Annotated in this window: 22 protein-coding genes; 12 read left to right on the forward strand and 10 right to left on the reverse strand. The window is 73.4% G+C overall.

All coding sequences use genetic code 11. The features are described 5' to 3' along the window. Nucleotides 1-17: 17 nt before the first annotated feature. Genes cobM through ACZ6K0_RS19760 form a run of 3 tightly spaced genes read right to left on the reverse strand, consistent with a single transcriptional unit; the run spans nt 18 to nt 2,183 of the window. Nucleotides 18-767 carry a precorrin-4 C(11)-methyltransferase gene (gene cobM, locus ACZ6K0_RS19750; RefSeq protein ID WP_376397450.1) on the reverse strand — a complete coding sequence of 250 codons (750 nt, stop codon included), beginning with the start codon at nt 765-767 and terminating at the stop codon, nt 18-20. Beyond that, a complete protein-coding gene (cbiE, locus tag ACZ6K0_RS19755) occupies nt 764-1,999 on the reverse strand; it encodes a precorrin-6y C5,15-methyltransferase (decarboxylating) subunit CbiE (RefSeq protein WP_469231102.1) in 1,236 nt (411 codons plus the stop codon). Before cbiE ends, cobM begins: the two co-directional genes overlap by 4 nt. 43 nt (nt 2,000-2,042) lie before the next feature. Next, nucleotides 2,043-2,183 (reverse strand): DUF6126 family protein, encoded by a 141-nt coding sequence (locus tag ACZ6K0_RS19760; RefSeq protein ID WP_376397455.1) that lies wholly within the window; start codon nt 2,181-2,183, stop codon nt 2,043-2,045. A 192-nt stretch (nt 2,184-2,375) separates the two neighbouring features. On the opposite strand from ACZ6K0_RS19760, the gene ACZ6K0_RS19765 reads away from it, so the two are divergent. The 4 genes from ACZ6K0_RS19765 to ACZ6K0_RS19780 all read left to right on the forward strand — a co-directional run bounded on the left by ACZ6K0_RS19765 (nt 2,376) and on the right by ACZ6K0_RS19780 (nt 4,965). After that, entirely contained in the window at nt 2,376-3,461 is a 1,086-nt protein-coding gene (locus ACZ6K0_RS19765; RefSeq protein ID WP_469231489.1) for an LLM class flavin-dependent oxidoreductase, read from the forward strand. A gap of 4 nt (nt 3,462-3,465) precedes the next feature. Continuing rightward, a complete protein-coding gene (locus ACZ6K0_RS19770) occupies nt 3,466-4,089 on the forward strand; it encodes an FMN reductase (RefSeq protein ID WP_469231104.1) in 624 nt (207 codons plus the stop codon). A gap of 70 nt (nt 4,090-4,159) precedes the next feature. After that, nucleotides 4,160-4,588: a universal stress protein gene (locus ACZ6K0_RS19775; RefSeq protein WP_376397461.1), complete on the forward strand. Its 429-nt coding sequence runs from the start codon at nt 4,160-4,162 to the stop codon at nt 4,586-4,588. 5 nt (nt 4,589-4,593) lie between these two features. Next, a complete protein-coding gene (locus tag ACZ6K0_RS19780) occupies nt 4,594-4,965 on the forward strand; it encodes a VOC family protein (RefSeq protein ID WP_376397464.1) in 372 nt (123 codons plus the stop codon). A gap of 85 nt (nt 4,966-5,050) precedes the next feature. On the opposite strand, the gene ACZ6K0_RS19785 is transcribed toward ACZ6K0_RS19780, so the two are convergent. Next, entirely contained in the window at nt 5,051-5,926 is an 876-nt protein-coding gene (locus ACZ6K0_RS19785) for an ABC transporter permease (RefSeq protein ID WP_469231107.1), read from the reverse strand. Next, nucleotides 5,923-6,894, reverse strand: coding sequence for an ATP-binding cassette domain-containing protein (locus ACZ6K0_RS19790; RefSeq protein ID WP_469231109.1), 972 nt, complete (start codon nt 6,892-6,894; stop codon nt 5,923-5,925). The genes ACZ6K0_RS19785 and ACZ6K0_RS19790 overlap by 4 nt, the downstream gene beginning before the upstream one ends. Nucleotides 6,895-7,067: 173 nt before the next feature. Here ACZ6K0_RS19790 and ACZ6K0_RS19795 point away from each other — a divergent pair, with 173 nt between their 5' ends. Further along, the gene (locus tag ACZ6K0_RS19795; protein WP_376397473.1) at nt 7,068-7,628 is read left to right on the forward strand and encodes a hypothetical protein; all 561 of its coding nucleotides are present in this window, start codon (nt 7,068-7,070) and stop codon (nt 7,626-7,628) included. On the opposite strand, the gene ACZ6K0_RS19800 is transcribed toward ACZ6K0_RS19795, so the two are convergent. The 5 genes from ACZ6K0_RS19800 to ACZ6K0_RS19820 form a co-directional block, all read right to left on the reverse strand. Continuing rightward, nucleotides 7,586-8,008: a hypothetical protein gene (locus tag ACZ6K0_RS19800; RefSeq protein WP_376397476.1), complete on the reverse strand. Its 423-nt coding sequence runs from the start codon at nt 8,006-8,008 to the stop codon at nt 7,586-7,588. The genes ACZ6K0_RS19795 and ACZ6K0_RS19800 overlap by 43 nt on opposite strands. A gap of 92 nt (nt 8,009-8,100) precedes the next feature. Continuing rightward, complete coding sequence (locus ACZ6K0_RS19805) at nt 8,101-8,538, reverse strand: RidA family protein (protein ID WP_469231111.1); 438 nt, start codon at nt 8,536-8,538, stop codon at nt 8,101-8,103. Then, on the reverse strand, nt 8,535-9,740 hold the full coding sequence (locus tag ACZ6K0_RS19810) for an MFS transporter (protein WP_469231113.1): 1,206 nt from the start codon (nt 9,738-9,740) through the stop codon (nt 8,535-8,537). Before ACZ6K0_RS19810 ends, ACZ6K0_RS19805 begins: the two co-directional genes overlap by 4 nt. Before the next feature lie 48 nt (nt 9,741-9,788). Continuing rightward, nucleotides 9,789-10,262: an RrF2 family transcriptional regulator gene (locus ACZ6K0_RS19815; protein ID WP_376398424.1), complete on the reverse strand. Its 474-nt coding sequence runs from the start codon at nt 10,260-10,262 to the stop codon at nt 9,789-9,791. A 68-nt stretch (nt 10,263-10,330) separates the two neighbouring features. Beyond that, nucleotides 10,331-11,791 (reverse strand): aminotransferase-like domain-containing protein, encoded by a 1,461-nt coding sequence (locus tag ACZ6K0_RS19820; RefSeq protein ID WP_469231115.1) that lies wholly within the window; start codon nt 11,789-11,791, stop codon nt 10,331-10,333. Between the two features lie 77 nt (nt 11,792-11,868). On the opposite strand from ACZ6K0_RS19820, the gene ACZ6K0_RS19825 reads away from it, so the two are divergent. The 7 genes from ACZ6K0_RS19825 to ACZ6K0_RS19855 all read left to right on the forward strand — a co-directional run bounded on the left by ACZ6K0_RS19825 (nt 11,869) and on the right by ACZ6K0_RS19855 (nt 17,849). After that, nucleotides 11,869-12,678, forward strand: a complete 810-nt coding sequence (locus ACZ6K0_RS19825) for an alpha/beta fold hydrolase (RefSeq protein WP_469231117.1) — start codon at nt 11,869-11,871, stop codon at nt 12,676-12,678. A 37-nt stretch (nt 12,679-12,715) separates the two neighbouring features. Next, nucleotides 12,716-13,141 (forward strand): DUF7144 family membrane protein, encoded by a 426-nt coding sequence (locus ACZ6K0_RS19830; protein WP_376397491.1) that lies wholly within the window; start codon nt 12,716-12,718, stop codon nt 13,139-13,141. Between the two features lie 11 nt (nt 13,142-13,152). After that, nucleotides 13,153-13,584, forward strand: a complete 432-nt coding sequence (locus ACZ6K0_RS19835) for a hypothetical protein (protein ID WP_469231118.1) — start codon at nt 13,153-13,155, stop codon at nt 13,582-13,584. A gap of 5 nt (nt 13,585-13,589) precedes the next feature. Beyond that, entirely contained in the window at nt 13,590-14,621 is a 1,032-nt protein-coding gene (locus tag ACZ6K0_RS19840) for an endonuclease/exonuclease/phosphatase family protein (RefSeq protein ID WP_469231119.1), read from the forward strand. 18 nt (nt 14,622-14,639) lie between these two features. Continuing rightward, complete coding sequence (locus ACZ6K0_RS19845) at nt 14,640-14,882, forward strand: DUF2630 family protein (RefSeq protein WP_376397499.1); 243 nt, start codon at nt 14,640-14,642, stop codon at nt 14,880-14,882. A gap of 329 nt (nt 14,883-15,211) precedes the next feature. Then, nucleotides 15,212-15,730 (forward strand): GtrA domain-containing protein, encoded by a 519-nt coding sequence (locus tag ACZ6K0_RS19850; protein ID WP_469231121.1) that lies wholly within the window; start codon nt 15,212-15,214, stop codon nt 15,728-15,730. Between the two features lie 163 nt (nt 15,731-15,893). Next, nucleotides 15,894-17,849 carry an FUSC family protein gene (locus ACZ6K0_RS19855; protein WP_469231123.1) on the forward strand — a complete coding sequence of 652 codons (1,956 nt, stop codon included), beginning with the start codon at nt 15,894-15,896 and terminating at the stop codon, nt 17,847-17,849. Nucleotides 17,850-18,068: the final 219 nt, after the last annotated feature.

Consider the following 18,068-nt stretch of genomic DNA (forward strand, 5'->3'; position numbering starts at 1 on the left):
GTCGGCGGATACGACGGTCAGCAGACGTGACGGTCGCGCGCCGGGTCGTACAGGTGGCTGTCGCGGAACTCCTTCGCCGCGAGCGTGCGACCGACCAGGATCACCGCCGTCTTCGTGATGCCGGCGTCCTTCACCTGGCCCGCGATGTCCTCCAGGGTGCCCCGCAGGACGAGCTCGTCGGGGCGGCTGGCCATCGCCACGACGGCCGCCGGGCAGTCCGCGCCGTAGTGGGGGACGAGCTCGGAGACGATCCGGTCGACGTAGCGGGCGCCGAGGTGGAGGACGAGCAGGGCGCCGCTGCGGCCGAGCGTCGCCAGGTCCTCGCCCTCGGGCATCGGGGTGGCCTGCTGGGCGATCCGGGTGAGGATCACCGTCTGGCCGACGGTGGGGACGGTCAGCTCCCGCTTCAGCGCCGCGGCCGCCGCCGCGAACGCCGGGACGCCCGGCACGACCTCGTACGGGATCTCCAGCGCGTCGAGTCGGCGCATCTGCTCCGCCACCGCGCTGAAGACGGACGGGTCGCCGGAGTGCAGGCGGGCGACGTCCTGGCCGGCCTCGTGGGCGGCGGCGATCTCCGCGACGATCCGGTCCAGGTCGAGCTGGGCGGTGTCGACGAGCCTGGCGTCCGGCGGGCACTCGGCGAGCAGCTCGGTGGGGACGAGGGAGCCGGCGTAGAGACAGACCCCGCACCGCGCGAGGGTCCGCGCGCCGCGCACGGTGATCAGGTCGGCCGCGCCGGGGCCCGCGCCGATGAAGTAGACGGTCATGCTCGTTCTCCTGACTTGGTGACGGACCACTGCGTGACGGGCATCGCCTGGCGCCAGCCCGTGAACCCGCCCACCGGCACGGCCGCCGCGACGGCGAGCCGGACCAGTTCGCCGCCGTGGCGGCGGTAGCGGTCGGCGAGCAGTGCCTCGGATTCGAGGGTCACGGTGTTGGCGACGAGCCGGCCGCCGGCCGGGAGCGCGTCCCAGCAGGCGTCGAGCAGGCCGGGGACGGTGAGGCCGCCGCCGATGAAGACGGCGTCGGGGGTGGGGAGGCCGGTGAGCGCCGACGGGGCCGGTCCGGTGACGACGCGGAGGGCGGGGACGCCGAGGGTGTCGGCGTTGCGGGTGATGCGCGCGGCGCGCTCCGGGGACTTCTCCACCGCGACCGCCCGGCAGGAGCGGTGGGTCCGCATCCATTCGATGCCGATGGAGCCGGAGCCGCCGCCGATGTCCCAGAGGAGTTCGCCGGGGGCGGGGGCGAGTGCGGCGAGCGTGGCGGCGCGGACGTACCGCTTGGTGAGCTGTCCGTCGTGCTCGTACGCCTCGTCGGGCAGGCCGGGCGCGGCGCCGAGCCGGAGGGTGTCCGGGTCGCGTACGCAGTCGAGGGCGAGGACGTGGAGGGCGTCGGTCCGCTCGTGCGGCCAGTCGGCCGCGGTCGCGTCGAGGAGCCGCTCGGCGGGCCCGCCGAGCTGTTCGAGGACGCGGATGCGGGTGCCGCCCCAGCCGGTGCGGCGCAGCAGGGCGGCGGCCTCCGCGGGGGTGCCGGGGCCTTCGCCGAGGACGAGGAGCCGGCGGCCGGGGTGGAGGGCGGCGGAGAGCGCGGCGAGCGGCCTGGCGACGAGGGAGACGGTCTCGACGGCCTCCAGGGGCCAGCCGAGGCGGGCGCAGGCGTACGAGACGGAGGAGGGGTGCGGGTAGACCCGGAGGGCGCTGGAGCCGTCGGCGTCGAGCGTCTCGGCCAGGGTGCGGGCGATGCCGTAGTACGACGGGTCCCCGCTGGCGAGGACGGCGATCGCGCGGCCCTCGTGGGCGGCGAGCAGTCCGGGGACGGCCGGCCGGAGGGGTGACGGCCAGGCGATCCGCTCGCCGGGGCACTCTCCGGCGGGGAGGAGGTCGAGCTGGCGGGGGGCGCCGATGAGGACCTCGGCGGCGCGCAGAACGCGGCGGGAGCGCTCGGGAAGTCCGTCCCAGCCGTCCGCGCCGATTCCGACGACCGATATCGCAGCGTTCACGTCGGGGACTCTACGTGAGCCCTCGGCGGCGCCTCGTGGGTCCCTACTTCTGGGCGTTCTGCCCCACGTAGAAGAGGATCCAGACGAAGCCGGCGAAGGCGTGGGTCGCGAAGACGTACACGAAGACGCGGAGCATGACGCCCCGCTCCTTCCAGCGCTCGTTGTCGTACGTCTTCTCGGTCATGCGCTCCAGGGTACGGGCGGTCGGGGGTACGGGCGGGCCGGAATGCGGTCCGGCGTACGGGCCGGAATGCGGCCGGCGTACAGGGCCGGAATGCGGTCGGCGTACAGGGCCGGAATACGTCGGGGGGTCGCGCCGTTGGACGTGTTAGTTTAAGCTTCAACAACTACTCCAGGAACGCGAGAGGTGAGCACGATGCAGTTCGGGATCTTCACCGTCGGCGACGTGACGGCCGACCCCACCACCGGCCGCACCCCCACCGAGCACGAGCGGATCAAGGACACCGTCGCCATCGCGCTCAAGGCCGAGGAGGTCGGGCTCGACGTCTTCGCCACCGGGGAGCACCACAACCCGCCGTTCGTGCCCTCCTCCCCCACGACCCTCCTCGGGCACATAGCCGCCCGCACCGAGAACCTGATCCTCTCCACCTCCACGACCCTCATCACCACCAACGACCCGGTGAAGATCGCCGAGGACTACGCGACCCTCCAGCACCTCGCCGAGGGCCGGGTGGACCTGATGATGGGCCGCGGCAACACCGGGCCGGTCTACCCGTGGTTCGGGCAGGACATCCGCCAGGGCATCCCGCTCGCCATCGAGAACTACGCGCTCCTCCACAAGCTGTGGAGGGAGGACGTCGTCGACTGGGAGGGCAAGTTCCGCACGGCCCTCCAGGGCTTCACCTCCACCCCGCGCCCGCTCGACGGCGTCCCGCCGTTCGTCTGGCACGGCTCCATCCGCTCCCCCGAGATCGCCGAGCAGGCCGCCTACTACGGCGACGGCTTCTTCGCGAACCACATCTTCTGGCCCAAGCAGCACACCGAGAAGATGGTCCGGCTCTACCGGCAGCGGTACGCGCACTACGGCCACGGCACCCCCGAGCAGGCGATCGTCGGCCTCGGCGGCCAGATCTTCATGCGCAAGAACTCCCAGGACGCGGTACGGGAGTTCCGCCCCTACTTCGACAACGCGCCCGTCTACGGCCACGGCCCGTCCCTGGAGGAGTTCTCCCGGGAGACCCCGCTGACCGTCGGCTCCCCGCAGGAGGTCATCGAGCGCACCCTGTCCTTCCGCGACTACGTGGGCGACTACCAGCGCCAGCTGTTCCTCGTCGACCACGCCGGACTGCCCCTCAAGACCGTCCTGGAGCAGCTCGACATCCTCGGCGAGGAGGTCGTCCCGGTCCTGCGCAAGGAGTTCGCGAACCTGCGCCCGGCCGGCGTCCCCGACACCGCCCCGCTCCACCCCGCCGTCACCCGCACCGCCGCCAAGGAGGCCTGACGTCATGCAGACCCTGAAGCTGGTCGCCGTCTCCGCCGGACTCAGCGCGCCCTCGTCCACCCGGCTGCTCGCCGACCGGCTGCTCCAGGCGGCCCGTTACCGGCTGGCCGAGCAGGAGTACGCCGTCGACGTCCAGGTCGTCGAACTGCGCGACCTGGCCCTCGACATCGCGAAGAACTTCGTGAGCGGCTTCCCCTCGGAGAAGCTCCAGGAGGCGATCGACACGGTGACCGGCGCGGACGGGGTCGTCGCGGTGACCCCGGTCTTCACGGCCTCGTACAGCGGTCTGTTCAAGTCGTTCTTCGACCTGATCGACCCGACCGCGCTGGCCGGCACCCCGGTCCTGATCGGGGCGACCGGCGGCACGGCCCGCCACTCGCTCGTCCTGGACCACGCCCTGCGGCCGCTCTTCTCCTACCTGCGGGCCCACACGATCCCGACCGCCGTCTACGCGGCCTCGGAGGACTGGGGCTCCGGCGGCGACGAATACACGGACGGGCTGCCGTCCCGGATCACCCGGGCGGGCCACGAGCTGGCGGACGCGGTCGCGGCACGGCCGTCCCGGTCGGCCGAGGAGGACGAGATCGTCCCCTTCGAGAAGCAGTTGGCCGACCTGCGGCTGGATTGACCTCTTTGTTACGTTGTGAGGGAGCTGCCCTGAGTTCCCTGGGGTTCCCGACAACGAACGGAGGTCGGCGATGGCCGGCGGCAGGATCGTGGTGGGTGTGGACGGATCGGCGCCTTCCCTGAGGGCGCTGAAGTGGGCGGCCGCGCAGGCCGCCCTCACCGGGGACTCCCTCCAGGCGGTGATCAGCTGGGAGTACCCGGCCTCGTGGGCGACGCTGATGCCGGGCGTGCCGCCGGAGTTCGACCCCGAGCGGCTCGCCAAGCAGATCCTGGACGAGTCCCTGGACAAGGCCCTCGACCCGCAGGTCGCCGCCGCGACCACCCGCACGGTGGTCGGCGGCAACGCCCCGCAGGCCCTGCTCGACGCGGCGAAGGACGCGACGCTCCTCGTCGTCGGCGACCGCGGCTACAGCGGCTTCAAGGCGGCGGTCCTGGGCTCGGTCTCGTCCCACGTCACCCAGCACTCCCCCTGCCCCGTCGTCGTCGTCCGCGGAGAGTGACCGCCATGGACATCAAGCTGGAACTGATCGGCGTGCCCGTCACCGACATCGACCGGGCGAAGGCCTTCTACGAGCGGGTGGGATTCCACGCCGACCACGACATCCCGGTCAGCGAGGACATCCGCTTCGTCCAGATGACCCCGCCCGGCTCGGCCTGCTCGATCGCCTTCGGCAAGGGCATCACGGAGATGCCCCCGGGCTCCCTCGACAACATGCAGGTCGTCGTCACCGACATCGAGGAGGCCCACGCCGACCTCACCGCCCGCGGAATCGAGGTCAGCGGCATCGACGACCAGCCCTGGGGCTCCTTCGTCTACTTCGCCGACCCCGACGGCAACCGCTGGTCGGTCCAGCAGACGACCCCGCGCGGAGCCTAGGGCCTGTCCGGCGGATCAGGGCCTGTCCGGCGAACCAGCGCCGGACAGGCCCTGATTCGCGGCCGGCACCTCGCGGCCTACGCCCCTACTTCCGGTTGTACAGCCTCATCGTGACCCAGCCGAAGACCAGGACGAACAGCGCCGACCAGCCCAGCGTCCAGGCGATGTCCGCGCCCGGCCAGTGGCCCGCCATCAGGTCGCGGACCGCCGTGGCGAGATGGGTGACCGGGTTGTTGTTGACGAAGGCCTGGAGCCAGCCCGGCATCGTCTTCGGGTCGACGAAGACGTTGGAGAGGAAGGTGAGCGGGAAGATCACCATCATCGAGACGCCCATGACGGACTTCTCGCTGCGCAGCAGCAGGCCGAACATCGTCCAGATCCACGAGAACGCGAACGAGAAGACCAGCAGCAGCGCGACCCCGAGCAGGATGCCCGCCATCCCGCCGTCCGGGCGGTAGCCGATGATCACGCCGACCGTGAGCATGACCGCCGAGGCGATCAGATAGCGGACGACGTCGCCGAGGAGGTAGCCGACCATCGGCGCCGGCCGCCAGATCGGCAGGGTGCGGAAGCGGTCGAAGACGCCTTTCTCGATGTCGGTGTTGACCGAGACGCCCGTGTACATCGTGATCATCACGACGCTCATCACGAGGATGCCCGGCAGCAGGAACTGGATGTACGCGTCGACCGAGCCGGCCAGCGCGCCCCCGAAGAGGTACGTGTACATCAGCACCATCATGATCGGGAACGCCGTCACGTCGAACAGCTGCTCCGGCACGTGCTTGATCTTCAGCATGGCCCGCCAGCCGAAGGTCAGCGACGCGGCGAGCGCACCGGGGCGCGGCGGACGGGACCGGCCCGTGAACAGCGCCGCGAGTTCGTCCGCCTTCGGGGCGACGAAGTCGAGGGCGTCGGTCGTCTGCGTGTCCTTGCCGGTGGTGACGGTCGTGCCGGTGGTCATGCCGTCGTTCCCTTCCGGTCGGTGAGGGCGAGGAAGACCTCGTCGAGGCTGGGCTGCCCGAGCGCGAAGTTGTCGACCGTGATCCCGGCCCGTGACAGCTCCGCCAGGGCGCGGGCGGCCTGCTCGGCGGCGCCCAGGTCCGTGCCGTGGCCGTTGACGGTGGCGGTGAGCGCGACGGGGTCGGGGTCGGTCGTGACGGTGGCGTTCAGGGCGTCCCGCAGGACCCGCTCGGCCTCCGGGCGCTGCTCGGGGTCCCGGAGGCGTACGTGCACCGAACCCGAGCCGACGGAGGCCTTCAGCTCGCCCTTGGTGCCCTCCGCGATGACCTTGCCGTGGTCGATGACGGCGATGCGGGACGCCAGCTGGTCCGCCTCGTCCAGGTACTGGGTGGTGAGGAGGACCGTGGTGCCCTGGGCGACGACCGCGCGGACGATGTCCCAGACCTGGTTGCGGCTGCGCGGGTCGAGGCCGGTCGTCGGTTCGTCGAGGAAGAGCAGGTCGGGGGTGTTGAGGATGGACGCGGCGATGTCGATGCGGCGCCGCATGCCGCCCGAGTAGTTCTTGATCTGCTTGTCCGCCGCGTCCGCGAGCCCGAACGCGGCGAGCAGCTGCCCGGAGCGTTCGCGGGCGTCGGGGCGGGTGTGGCCGAGCAGCCTGCCGAGCAGGACCAGGTTCTCGGTGCCGGTGAGGTCCTCGTCGACGGAGGCGTACTGGCCGGTGAGGCTGACCCGGCCGCGCACGGTGTCGGCGTCCTTGACGACGTCCTTGCCGAAGACGCTGGCCCGGCCGCCGTCGGGGCGGAGGAGGGTCGCGAGCATCTTGACGGCGGTGGTCTTGCCGGCGCCGTTGGGGCCGAGGACGCCGTAGACGGTGCCGGCGGGGACGCGTAGGTCGATGCCGTCGACGGCGCGGTTCGTACCGAAGACCTTGACCAGGCCCTCGGTCTCGATGGCGAGGTCGGTGGTCATGCCGTTCCTCCGCGGCTGTCGGAAAGAGAGCGCTTCTCCCAGTTTCCGTCGGACCACCGCTTCTCGCCACGGCGGACGGGTCCGCGCGGACGAGCGCGTCTCCCCCGCGCGGCGGAGACGGACCCGTCCCCGGGGCGACGCCCCGCCCCCGGGCCCGGCGGGACGCTGGTCGCATGATGAAGATCAAGGCCCTGCCCGGCGTGCCTCGTTGGGCCGTCCTCGCCGCCCACGCCGTGCCGCTCGTCACGCTCCCCTCCGGGCTGTGGCGCCTCGCTCTCGTCGCCGGGCTCCCGGTCACGCAGGACGCCGAGTTCGGCACGATGGGCGTCGGCGAGTCCGTGTACGTCGTCTGCCTCAGCGTCGTCTCCGAGCTGCTGGCCTTCCTCACCCTGGGGCTCGTCCGCTCCTGGGGCGAGGTCTTCCCCCGGTGGATGCCCTTCCTGGGCGGGCGCCGGGTGAATCCGGCCGCCGCGACCGGCGCGGCCTTCGCCGGGGTGGCGGGGCTGTGCGCGCTCACCGGGTGGTTCGTGTACGCCTCGGTCGCGGACCTGGGCCCCGGCATTCCCGCCTCCGCGGCCCAGGAGGCCCTGCTGACCGCCTGCTACACGCCCCTGCTGGCCTGGCCGGTGCTCGTCGCCGCCGTGGCGGCCTCGTACTACCGGCGCAGGACCCGGAACCGGACCTCGGGGGGTCAGTACGGCGCCGGGCGGCCCGCCGCGTCCTCGTGGGTGTAGTACAGGTAGAAGGCGCCGACGGTGACGACTCCCCCGACGATCAGGCCGAGGACGAGCGCCGACAGGATGCTCACGTCGGACAGGCTGTAGAGGAAGCCGACCGCGATGCCCGCGAGGCTGCCCCAGGCGGCCGCGTGGACCTCGCGCGGCAGCCTGCGGCCGACGCGGTGGAGCCCGTACACGGCCCCGCCGAGCACGACCGCCGAGATCAGTCCGAGCCAGAACAGTCCCCAGGTGACCGGGGCGCCGGACTTCTGGATGAAGGCCGCGTACCAGCCGTAGATCACGCCGAGCGTGGCCGGGAGTACCCAGGCCCAGGTGCTACTCGCTCGGGTGCTGGTCGCCCGGCCTCGGGCCGGTACCGCTGCGTGTGCGGCCATGGCTGGAGCTCCTTCGTCTCGCCCCCGGGGTCTGGCCCCCTTGGTTCCCGCACCCTCCAGGGCACACCCGCGCCCGGCGCCCCGCAAGTGGATCAGGCCCCGTGGGGACCCGCGGGCCGTACGGCGACGGCGTCGATCTCGAAGAGCATGCCCGGCAGGGCGAGCGCCGCGACCCCGCTGAGGGTCTGTGCGGGCAGCCGCTCGCCGAAGTGCGCGTGCAGGGCCTTGCCGAGGACCTCCAGCTTGGCGAGGTCGTGCTCGACGATGTACGAGCCGAGGCGGACGACGTGGGCGAGGCCGAGGCCGACGCCCTCCAGGGCGAGCCGCAGGTTGGTGAGGGACAGCTCGACCTGGGCGGCGAAGTCCCCGGGGACGGGGGCTCCGGTGGCGTCGGAGGCGTACTGGCCGCCGATGAAGACGAGCTCTCCGGGCGCGGACACGGCGTGGCTGTAGCCGAAGGGTGTGGGGTCGTGGAGCGTGGCGGGGTTGGTGATGACGCGCTGGTCGTCGGTGGGGGTGTAGTCGTTCATGACTGGGGGTTCCTTCCGGAGAGGGCGGCCACCGGGACGGCGGCCCCCAAGGTGAGCGCGGCGCCCGCCAGGAGCACCGCTGTGAGGTCGTACGCGTCGGTCAGGAGCCCGCCGAGGAGGGCGCCGAGGGCGATCGCGAGGCAGAAGGCGCTGACGTTGAGGCCGGTGGCGGACTCGACGTCGTCGGGGGCCGCGGCCATGAACCAGGACTGGAGGGCGACCGAGACCCCGCCGTAGGCGAGCCCCCAGAGGATCAGCAGTCCGGCGGCCGCGGCGGGGACCGCGAAGGCCGCGAGGAGGACGGCGCCGAGCGCGGCGGCGATGACCGCGAGCGTACGGCGGGGGGAGCGGGCCGCCCGGGAGCCGGCGAGGAAGTTCCCGGCGACGCCCGCGAGGCCGTAGCCGAGGAGCAGGACGCCGAGGAGCGTCTCGGGGACGCGGGCGTGCTCGGTGAGCAGCGGGCGGACGAAGGAGTACGCGAGGAAGTGGCCGCTCACGAGCGCGAGGGTGAGCAGCAGCCCGGCCCGCACGCGTCGGTTGCGGCGGGGCAGCGCGGCGAGCGCGCGGAGCCCGGTGCGGCCTTCCGTTCCCGGGGCCCGTCCGGGGAGGCGGGGCAGCAGGGCCAGGAGGGCTGCCGCGGCGACCAGGGAGAGGAGGCCGGTGGCGGCGAACGCCCAGCGCCAGCCCGCCCGTTCGGCGAGCACGGTGGCGGCGGGGACGCCGAGGACCGAGGCGGCCGAGACCCCGCCGAAGACCACGGCGGTGGCCCGGCCGACGGCGGCGGGCGGGACGAGCCGGGGCGCGAGGCCGCCGGCGAGGGCCCAGAACCCGCCGATCGCGAGGCCGAGGAGCGTCCGGGCGGCGAGGACGACCGCGAGGTGGCCGGCGACCGCCGAGACGAGGTTGGCGACGGCGGCGAGGACCATGAGCGCGACGAGGAGCGTCCGGCGGTCGGCGCCGGCCGCGCGGGCCGTGACGAGGGGCGCGGCGACGGCGGCGACGAGGCCGGGCACGGTCACCATGAGGGCCGCTGTGCCCTCGGTGACGGACAGGTCGGCGGCGGCCGGGGTGAGCAGTCCGACCGGCAGGAGTTCGGCGGTCATGACGGTGAAGATGCCGAGCGTGACGGCGGCGACGGCGGGCCGTCCGGACCGGTGGCGCGTGACGCCGGCACCGCGTTCTTCAACCTGGATATCTAACATCCAGAATCACCCCCTTGAGAAGCCCTCCAAGGCAGGAGGGCGGTCGTGTCAGACGTTGGCGAACCAGTGACGGATCCGGTCGGGCGCGGCCGGCGCCTGGAGCTCCGCCCGCTCCCGGACGTCGTCCAGGGTCTGGGCCATGAGCTCGCGCCGCCAGGCCAGTTCGGCCCGTCCCATGGCGCCGGCGATGGCGCACTCGGCGGCGTACGACCCCGCGGGCCCCGCCCCCGGCCCCTGCTGCCGGATCTCGGTGCAGCGGAAGGCCTCGTCGGGGCCTTCGACGGCCGCGACGACGTCCATGAGCGTGATCCGGTCCAGGGCGCGGGCGAGCCGGAAGCCGCCCTTCGGTCCGGAGACCGAGGTGACGATCCCGGCCCGGGCGAGCGCCTGGAGCTGCTTGGTGAGGTACGCGGCGGGCAGCTCGTGATAGGCCGCGAGCCGCGCGGAGGTGACCGCCCGCTCCGGCCCGATCCAGGCCAGGTTCAGGCAGCTGTGCAGCGCCCACTCCACGCCTTCGCTCATCCTCATGATTCAGGACTCTACATGTCTCGAATAGGGGAAGCAAGGACGGCCCCGAACCCCGCCCGGCCTCAGACCCCTTCCGCCGCCAGTGCCGCGAGGCGGGCGAGCGCCCCGTCCAGCACCGCGCGGGGCGGTGACGCGAGGCCCACCCGGATCGCGTCCGGGGCCGTGCCCGGGCCCACCGCGAAGGCGCTCCCGGGGGTGACCGCCACGCCCGCGCGCCCGGCCGCCGCCGCCGCGAAGGTCTCCGCCCGCCAGGGCACGGGCAGCTCCCACCAGCAGTAGTAGGCGTGCGGGGAGGTCCGGATCCCGTACTCCCCGAGGTGCCGCCGGATCAGGGTGTGCCGGGCCTCCGTGTCCGCGCGCTTGGCGGCGACGACCTCGGCGACGGTGCCGTCCCCGGCCCAGCGGGTCGCCGCCGCGAGCGCGAGCCCGCCCGCCGTCCAGGCGCCGGAGCGCAGCGCCTCGGCCGCCGCCGCCCGCAGCCGCCCGGGCACGACGAGGTAGCCGACGGTCAGACCGGGCGCGAGCCGCTTGGAGAGGCTGTCCACGAGCAGGACCCGCTCGGGCGCGAAGGCGGCGAGCGGCGGGGGCGGCCCGGACGGACCCGCGCCCCCGCCCACACCCGCGCCCCCGCCCGCACCCACACCCGCGCCCCCGCCCACACCCGCGCCCGCACCCGCACCCGCACCCGCAGCACCGCCCACACCCACATCCGCGCCCTCATCCGGCACGAGAAAGGCCCACGTCGTGTCCTCGACCGCCGTCAGGTCCAAGCGGCGCAGCAGCTCGGCCAGTTCGGCCCGTCGCGTCCGGCCCATGGTCGTGGAGAGCGGGTTGTGCAGGGTCGGCTGGAGGTAGACGGCGGCCAGCGGCGTCGCCCGGTGGGTCGCCGCGAGCGCCTCGGGCCGCACCCCCTCGTCGTCGAGGGCGAGCGGTACGAGTCGGATGCCGAGCCGGTCGGCCACCGCCTTGACCAGCGGATACGTGAGCGCCTCGACGCCCAGTCGGCCGCCGGGCGGGACGAGTGCGGAGAGCGCGGCGGCGATGGCCTGGCGGCCGTTTCCCGCGAAGAGGACGTTCTCGGGGTCCGGCGCCCAGCCGGACCGGGCGAGGACGGACACCGCCGCCTCCCGGGCCTCCGGGGTGCCGGTGGCGGCGGCCGGCCGCGCGACGGACTCGGCCAGCACGTCGGGCCGGGCGAGCGACGCGAGCGCGCGGGCCATCAGTTCCGACTGCCCTTCCACGAAGGGGTAGTTGAGCTGGAGGTCGACGGGCGCGGCCCCGGTGGCCTCGGCCAGCGCGGGCCCGGGCAGCGGGGGTGCGGCCCGGACGAAGGTGCCGCGGCCGACCTCCCCGACGACCAGGCCGCGGCGGGCGAGCTCGCCGTAGACGCGGATGGCCGTCGAGTTCGCGATCCGGTGGCGGCGGGCGAAGACCCGCTGCGGCGGCAGCCGGTCACCGGGCCGCAGCCGCCCGTCCCGTACGGCGGCCTCGACCCGGTCCGCGATCCTCCGGTACTCCTCCATGGCCGCCCACCCCTCCCATTGCACCGAGAGCAAAGATCTTATTGCACCGAGCAATTGCCCCTGCCTAGCCTCTGACCATGGACTTCGCAGAGATGACCGACGGCATCCCGCTCGCCTACGAGGACCGGGGCAGCGGCCCCGCGCTCCTCCTCGTCCACGGCCACCCCTTCGACCACACGATGTGGCAGCCGCAGATCGACCGCTTCTCGCGCACGCACCGGGTCCTCGCCCCCGACCTCCGCGGCTACGGCATCACGCCGCTCGGCGCGCGCCCCGACTTCACCGACCTCGGGGACTTCGCCGAGGACCTCGTCGACCTCCTCGGCCACCTGAAGATCCAGGAGTGCGTCGTCGCCGGTCTCTCCATGGGCGGCCAGATCGCCATGGAGCTGCACCGCCGTCACCCGGAGCGCGTCCGGGGCCTCGTCCTCGCCGACACCTTCCCCGCCGCCGAGACCGAGGACGGCAAGGCCGCGCGGAACGCCATGGCCGACCGGCTGCTCGCCGGCGGGGCCGAGGCCATGCGGGAGTACGCCGACGAGGTCCTGGACCGGATGGTCGCCCCGTACAACACCCATGCCGCGCCGCACGTCCACCGCATGATGTGCGCGACCGACCCGGTCGGCGCCGCCGCGGCCCTGCGCGGCCGGGCCGAACGGCCCGAGTACCGCGAGTCGCTGACCACCGTCGCCGTGCCCGCGCTCGTCGTCGTCGGCCGGGACGACACGTACACGCCGGTCGCGGACGCGGAGGAGATGCACGCGCTGCTGCCCGACTCCACGCTCGCCGTGATCGAGCGGGCCGCGCACCTGCCCAACCTGGAACGGCCCGAGGAGTTCGACTCCGTACTCGATTCCTACCTCCGCTCACTCGTTCGGCCCAGCTGAAAGTTCGGAATCGTACAAACGCTCCGACGATGGGGTCATGAGCCAGAACACCGCACCCCGCAAGCCGAGCACCTCCGGCGCCTGGGCCACCGGCGGCACCCTCTTCGCCGGTGTCCTCATGCTGGTCACCGGATTCATGGACGTCTTCCAGGGCATCGCCGGGATCGCCGAGGACGACGTCTACACCCGGGTCGGCGACTACGTCTTCAAGTTCAACCTGACCACCTGGGGCTGGATCCACCTGATCCTCGGCGTCATCCTCGCCATCGCCGGCTACGGCATCCTCAAGGGCGCCGAGTGGGGCCGGGTCGCCGGCATCGCGCTGGCCTCCCTCAACGTCCTCTTCCAGTTCCTCTTCCTGCCGTACCAGCCGTGGTGGGCGCTCTTCTCCATGGCCATCTCGATCTTCGTGATCTGGGCGCTGGCCACGGACGAGGCGTACGGCCGCGAAGAGAAGTTCTGAGGCGGCCGCGCATGAGACGCACCACCGGAGTCGTGCTCTCCCTCGCCGCCACGGCCGTCCTCGCCCTCACCGGCTGCGACGCCGTCTCGGAGAAGGCGGGCGACGTCGTCTCCTCCGCGACGGCCGCCGTCGCCTCGGCGGCCCAGGAGAAGATGAACGAGGTCAAGGACGGGGTGAACGCCACCGCCGACGTGAAGGCCGGGGAGACGAGCACCGACGGGGACCGCACGGTCGCCCAGATCACGGCGACCAACCCGAAGGACAAGAACGCCGACTACACGATCATGGTCAACTTCCGTGACGACGGCGGGAATCTCCTCGACTCGGTCGTCCTGAACATCGACGGCGTCGAGCCCGGCGCCGCCAAGTCCGGTACGGCCCGCAGCAATCGGACGCTCTCGGGCACCACGACGGCGGAGATCGCACAGGCCCTGCGACACTGAGGGGCGTGGACCGAGCCCTGACCGCCGAGCCCGTGAACGACGCCTCCGCGCCGCACTCCGCGACGCACTCCGAGCCGCCCCTCCGGCCCAGGCACCGCCTCACCGCCTGGGCCGCAGGGCTGCTCCTGGTCGTCCCCGCCCTGATCAGCGCCTGCCGCTTGCTCGACACGGACGGCATCACCCCCGTACCGCAGCTGCTCTCCCTCCTTCCGTGGCTCGCCGTGCCCGCCGGGCTCGGGGCGGTCCTCGCCGCCGTCGCCCGCCGCCGCGCGCTCACCCTGCTCGCCGTCGTCGTCCTCGGCGCGGTCGGCTGGAGCTCCCTGCCGTACATGCCGCAGCTCGTCACGTCGTACGGGCTGCCGATCACCCGGGTCACCGTCCTCGCCGCCAACGTCGAGTTCAGCGAGGGCACCGAGGCGCTGATCGCCACGATCCGCCGCGAACGGCCCCGGCTGGTCTTCGTCTCGGAGTGCGACCGCGCCTGCGGCCGCGCCCTGACCACGACGTTCGCCGCCGAACTCCCCCACCACACCTCGGTCGACGCCGACGGCTCCGTCGGCTCCGTCCTGCTGAGCGCCTATCCGCTCACCGACGAGCGGGTCGTCCCGGCGGTGATGGGCATGCCGGGCGCCACCGCCGACATCGCCGGCGTTCCCGTACGCCTCCAACTCGCCCACCCGCTGCCGCCGCTGCCGCGCCAGGTGGACGCGTGGAAGCGGGAGCTCGGCCGGATCAGGGACGCCGCCGCCGGGCACCACACCGGGCCCCTCCTGGTCGCCGGGGACTTCAACGCCTCCCAGGACCACGCCGCCTTCCGCGCGATCCTGGACGCCGGCCACCTCCAGGACTCCGCCCGCCTCGCGGACGCGAGCCGCACGCCGACCTGGCCCATGGAAAGCCCCCTGCCGCCGTTCACCCAGATCGACCACGTGCTGGTCAGCCGGGACTTCACCGTCCGCGACATCCGCTTCCTCGACCTCGCGGGCTCCGACCACCGGGCCGTCCTCGCCGATCTCGACCTGCGCGGAGAGCGCTGATCGGCCACGCTGGAAAGCATGGACAACGAGGAGATCCTGGGCGACATCGGCGCCCTCGTCGAGGAGGAACGCGCCCTGCGGCAGCGCGCGGGCACGGGCGGCCTCCCCCCGGAGGAACGCGCCCGCCTCGCCGACCTTGAGGTCAGGCTCGACCAGTGCTGGGACCTGCTGCGCCAGCGCCGTGCGAAGAGCGAATTCGGCGAGGACCCGGACACGGCTGCCCTCCGCCCGGCCGCGGAGGTCGAGTCCTACCGCAACTGACCTACGCCTGAGCCTCCCCGACCCCCGCGCCCGCCGCTCGCCGTCCCCCGCGCGGCATCGCGTACGTCCCGCGCGGCATCGCGTACGTCCCGCGCGGCATCGCGTACATCCCGCGCGTCGAGTACGCCCCGTGCGCCGCTCCAGTCACTGACCCCACCATGAGGAACTCCCGCCACACCGTGGCGCCACCGATGGCACCATCAGCGCCACACATGGCTCGCCATGGCGCCATTCATGTGCCATGATGGCGCCATGAGTGACGCGCCCCCACGGCCCCGAAGGCCGAGGAGCCCGCGTTTCGGGGAGTGAGCCAGCGGAGGGGTCGGACCATGGAGACAGCAGGGCAGAGCCGACAACAGACGGCACCCGGCGCCTTCACCGCCTTCGCCCGCTTCGTGCTCTGCGGCGGCGGGGTCGGAATCGCCTCCAGCTTCGCCGTGACCGGCCTCGCCTCCTGGCTCCCCTGGTTCCTCGCCAACGCCCTGATCGCCGTGGCGTCCACGCTCCTCTCCACCGAGCTGCACGCCCGCTTCACCTTCGGCAAGGGCGGCCGCGCCACCTGGCGCCAGCACACGCAGTCGGCCGGATCGGCCGGGGCCGCGTACGCGGTGACCTGCGCGGCGATGTTCCTGCTCCAGCAGCTGGTGGCGGTGCCCGGCGCGCTGCTCGAACAGGTCGTCTACCTGTCGGCCTCCGCGCTCGCCGGTGTCGCGAGGTTCGCGGTGCTGCGCCTCGTCGTCTTCGCCCGGAACCGCTCGCGCGCCACGGCCGGCACCCGCCCCGTGCACACGAGCGTGCCCCGCCCCTCGGCACCGGCCGACCGCACGGAGCTCTGCCGCGCCGCCTGAGCTCACCGCCCGACCTCGCCGCGCCTGACCGCGCCGCCCGACCTCTCCGCCCGACCGCATCGCCCGACCTCGCCGCGCCCGACCTCTCCGCCCGACCGCATCGCCCGAGCTCACCGCCCGGGCTCGCCTCCTGACCACGCGCCAGAGACGTAGGTTAAGAGGCATGGCACGCCCCGCTCGGCCCGTACGGCTCTCCCCGCCCACCTGGCTCACGTCCGGGCTCAAGCCCGCCCCCACCCCCATCCCCTGGGCCGCCGTCCTCCGCGCGTCCGTCGCGCTCTCCGCGCCGATCGCCGTCGGACTCGCCGTCGGACAGCCCGTCTACGGCGCCCTCGTCTCCATGGGCGCCCTCTCCGGCGTCATCGGCGACACCGCCGACGCGTACCGGATGCGGATCTTCAACATCGCCGTGCCGAAGCTCTTCGGCGCCCTCGGCGTCACCCTCGGCACCCTCGTCTACGGCCAGGGCTGGCTCGCCGTCGGCGCCGTCACCCTCGTCGCGCTCGTCTCCGGGATGATCTCGTCGATCGGCGCGGTCGCCTCCGTGTCGGGACTGCTCCTCCTCCTCAACTGCGTGGTCGGCGCGGGCCTCCCCATGCCGGAACCGTGGTGGACGGCGCCCCTGCTCCTCTCCCTCGGCGGGCTCTTCGTCCTCTTCCTCGCCCTCCTCGGCTGGCCCCTGCGCCGCACCGCCCCCGAACGCGCCGCCGTCGCCGCCACCTACCGGGCCGTCGCCGAGCTGTACGAGGCCACCGGAGCCACCACCGCCGCGTACGACGAACAGCGGCACGCCGTCACCGCCTCCCTGAACCAGTCCTACGACCTGGTCCTCGCCCGCCGCGCCCGCCAGCACGGCCGCGCGCCCCACCTGGTCCGGCTCCTCTCCCAGCTCAACGCCCTCGTGCCGCTCCTCGAAGCCGCCCCCGCCGCCCACCTCCGCGTCCGGCTCCTCGGCCCGCTGCCCGCCGCGATCCCCGCGGCCGTACGGGAGCTCGCCGACGCCGTCGAGGAGGGCCGCACCGGCACCCCCGTCCTCGACCTGCCGGAGCCCGAACGGCCCGCGGAGAAGGCCGTCGACCACGCCCTGCGCTACGCGGCGACCGTCGTCCACCAGGCGGAACCCGACCCGTACAACGTCGACGACCGGCTCGGCCGCCCCGCCGCCCTCCGCGTCCGGGCCCGCCGGGCCGCCCGCGCCGTCCTGTTCTCCGAGGCGTCCTGGCGGTACGGGCTGCGGCTCGCGCTCTGCATCGGCCTCGCCCAGGCCCTCGTCTCGCTGATCGCCGTCCCCCGCTCGTACTGGGTCGCGCTCACCGTCACCTTCGTCATGAAGCCCGACTTCGGCTCGGTCTTCTCCCGGGCCGTGCTCCGCGCCCTCGGCACCGCCGCCGGCCTCGTCCTCGCCGCGCTCGTCCTCGCCGAAGTCCCGCGCGGCTGGTGGGACGTGCCGGTGATGATGGTGCTCGCGGCCCTGATCCCGGCGTTCTCGGCGAAGGGGTACGCCTTCCAGACCGCGGCCATCACCCCCGTCATCCTGCTGCTCTCCGACATGCTCAACCAGCAGGGCTTCGACCTCGTCCTGCCCCGCCTCTACGACTCGCTCATCGGCTGCGCGATCACCCTGGTCGCCGGCTACCTCCTCTGGCCCGAGTCCTGGCACACCCGCATCGGGGACCGGCTCGCGGACGCCGTCGCCGACACCGCCGCGTACGTGCACGGCGCCTTCTCGGCGGACGACCGGACCGCCCGGCACCGGGCCCGGCGGAAGCTCTACCGGGACCTGTCGACCGTCCGCTCCGAGTTCCAGCGCGCCCTGACCGAACCGCCGCCCACCGGCCCGCGCGCCGCCGCCTGGTGGCCGCTCGTCGTCGCCGTCGAGCGGATCGTCGACGCGACGACCGCGGCCCGGATCCGCGTCGCCCACGGCGCCCCGGCCCCCGACGCGGCCGAGGTCGCCGAAGTCGAGCGGGAGTTGCGCGAGCTCTCCGAAGGACTGCGCTCCACCGACACGCTCGTGGAGGTCCGCGCAGAGCTCCCCGGCGACGAGAACGGAGTCCTCGCACCCCTCCGCCAGGAGGTCCGCGCGGCCCGCGCCATCGCCGGTCCCGACCTGCGGTAAACCTCTCCCGAGGGGCGTACGGGAGGACTTACCGGCGGTCACGGAACGGAACCCTCCCCACCGCCGTTACCGAACGCCATCCGGGCGACTACGATGCGCTCGATCTCGCCGATTTTCGCCGGGAATCACAGCGATCCACCGTGTTCCGCGCCCGCCGCCGTCGCACAACCGACCCGGCGGACGGGCCACTTCGACCTGCCACCGCACCACCCCCGCACC

The sequence above is a fragment of the Streptomyces sp. NPDC042346 genome (assembly GCF_055581845.1).

What these genes read in the sequence shown, in the direction of transcription:
- cobM (WP_376397450.1), bottom strand. Translation starts at nt 767, where the DNA reads ATGACCGTCTACTTCATCGGCGCGGGCCCCGGCGCGGCCGACCTGATC.
- ACZ6K0_RS19760 (WP_376397455.1), bottom strand. Translation starts at nt 2,183, where the DNA reads ATGACCGAGAAGACGTACGACAACGAGCGCTGGAAGGAGCGGGGCGTC.
- ACZ6K0_RS19765 (WP_469231489.1), top strand. Translation starts at nt 2,376, where the DNA reads ATGCAGTTCGGGATCTTCACCGTCGGCGACGTGACGGCCGACCCCACC.
- ACZ6K0_RS19770 (WP_469231104.1), top strand. Translation starts at nt 3,466, where the DNA reads ATGCAGACCCTGAAGCTGGTCGCCGTCTCCGCCGGACTCAGCGCGCCC.
- ACZ6K0_RS19775 (WP_376397461.1), top strand. Translation starts at nt 4,160, where the DNA reads ATGGCCGGCGGCAGGATCGTGGTGGGTGTGGACGGATCGGCGCCTTCC.
- ACZ6K0_RS19780 (WP_376397464.1), top strand. Translation starts at nt 4,594, where the DNA reads ATGGACATCAAGCTGGAACTGATCGGCGTGCCCGTCACCGACATCGAC.
- ACZ6K0_RS19785 (WP_469231107.1), bottom strand. Translation starts at nt 5,926, where the DNA reads ATGACCACCGGCACGACCGTCACCACCGGCAAGGACACGCAGACGACC.
- ACZ6K0_RS19790 (WP_469231109.1), bottom strand. Translation starts at nt 6,894, where the DNA reads ATGACCACCGACCTCGCCATCGAGACCGAGGGCCTGGTCAAGGTCTTC.
- ACZ6K0_RS19795 (WP_376397473.1), top strand. Translation starts at nt 7,068, where the DNA reads ATGATGAAGATCAAGGCCCTGCCCGGCGTGCCTCGTTGGGCCGTCCTC.
- ACZ6K0_RS19800 (WP_376397476.1), bottom strand. Translation starts at nt 8,008, where the DNA reads ATGGCCGCACACGCAGCGGTACCGGCCCGAGGCCGGGCGACCAGCACC.
- ACZ6K0_RS19805 (WP_469231111.1), bottom strand. Translation starts at nt 8,538, where the DNA reads ATGAACGACTACACCCCCACCGACGACCAGCGCGTCATCACCAACCCC.
- ACZ6K0_RS19810 (WP_469231113.1), bottom strand. Translation starts at nt 9,740, where the DNA reads ATGTTAGATATCCAGGTTGAAGAACGCGGTGCCGGCGTCACGCGCCAC.
- ACZ6K0_RS19815 (WP_376398424.1), bottom strand. Translation starts at nt 10,262, where the DNA reads ATGAGCGAAGGCGTGGAGTGGGCGCTGCACAGCTGCCTGAACCTGGCC.
- ACZ6K0_RS19820 (WP_469231115.1), bottom strand. Translation starts at nt 11,791, where the DNA reads ATGGAGGAGTACCGGAGGATCGCGGACCGGGTCGAGGCCGCCGTACGG.
- ACZ6K0_RS19825 (WP_469231117.1), top strand. Translation starts at nt 11,869, where the DNA reads ATGGACTTCGCAGAGATGACCGACGGCATCCCGCTCGCCTACGAGGAC.
- ACZ6K0_RS19830 (WP_376397491.1), top strand. Translation starts at nt 12,716, where the DNA reads ATGAGCCAGAACACCGCACCCCGCAAGCCGAGCACCTCCGGCGCCTGG.
- ACZ6K0_RS19835 (WP_469231118.1), top strand. Translation starts at nt 13,153, where the DNA reads ATGAGACGCACCACCGGAGTCGTGCTCTCCCTCGCCGCCACGGCCGTC.
- ACZ6K0_RS19845 (WP_376397499.1), top strand. Translation starts at nt 14,640, where the DNA reads ATGGACAACGAGGAGATCCTGGGCGACATCGGCGCCCTCGTCGAGGAG.
- ACZ6K0_RS19850 (WP_469231121.1), top strand. Translation starts at nt 15,212, where the DNA reads ATGGAGACAGCAGGGCAGAGCCGACAACAGACGGCACCCGGCGCCTTC.
- ACZ6K0_RS19855 (WP_469231123.1), top strand. Translation starts at nt 15,894, where the DNA reads ATGGCACGCCCCGCTCGGCCCGTACGGCTCTCCCCGCCCACCTGGCTC.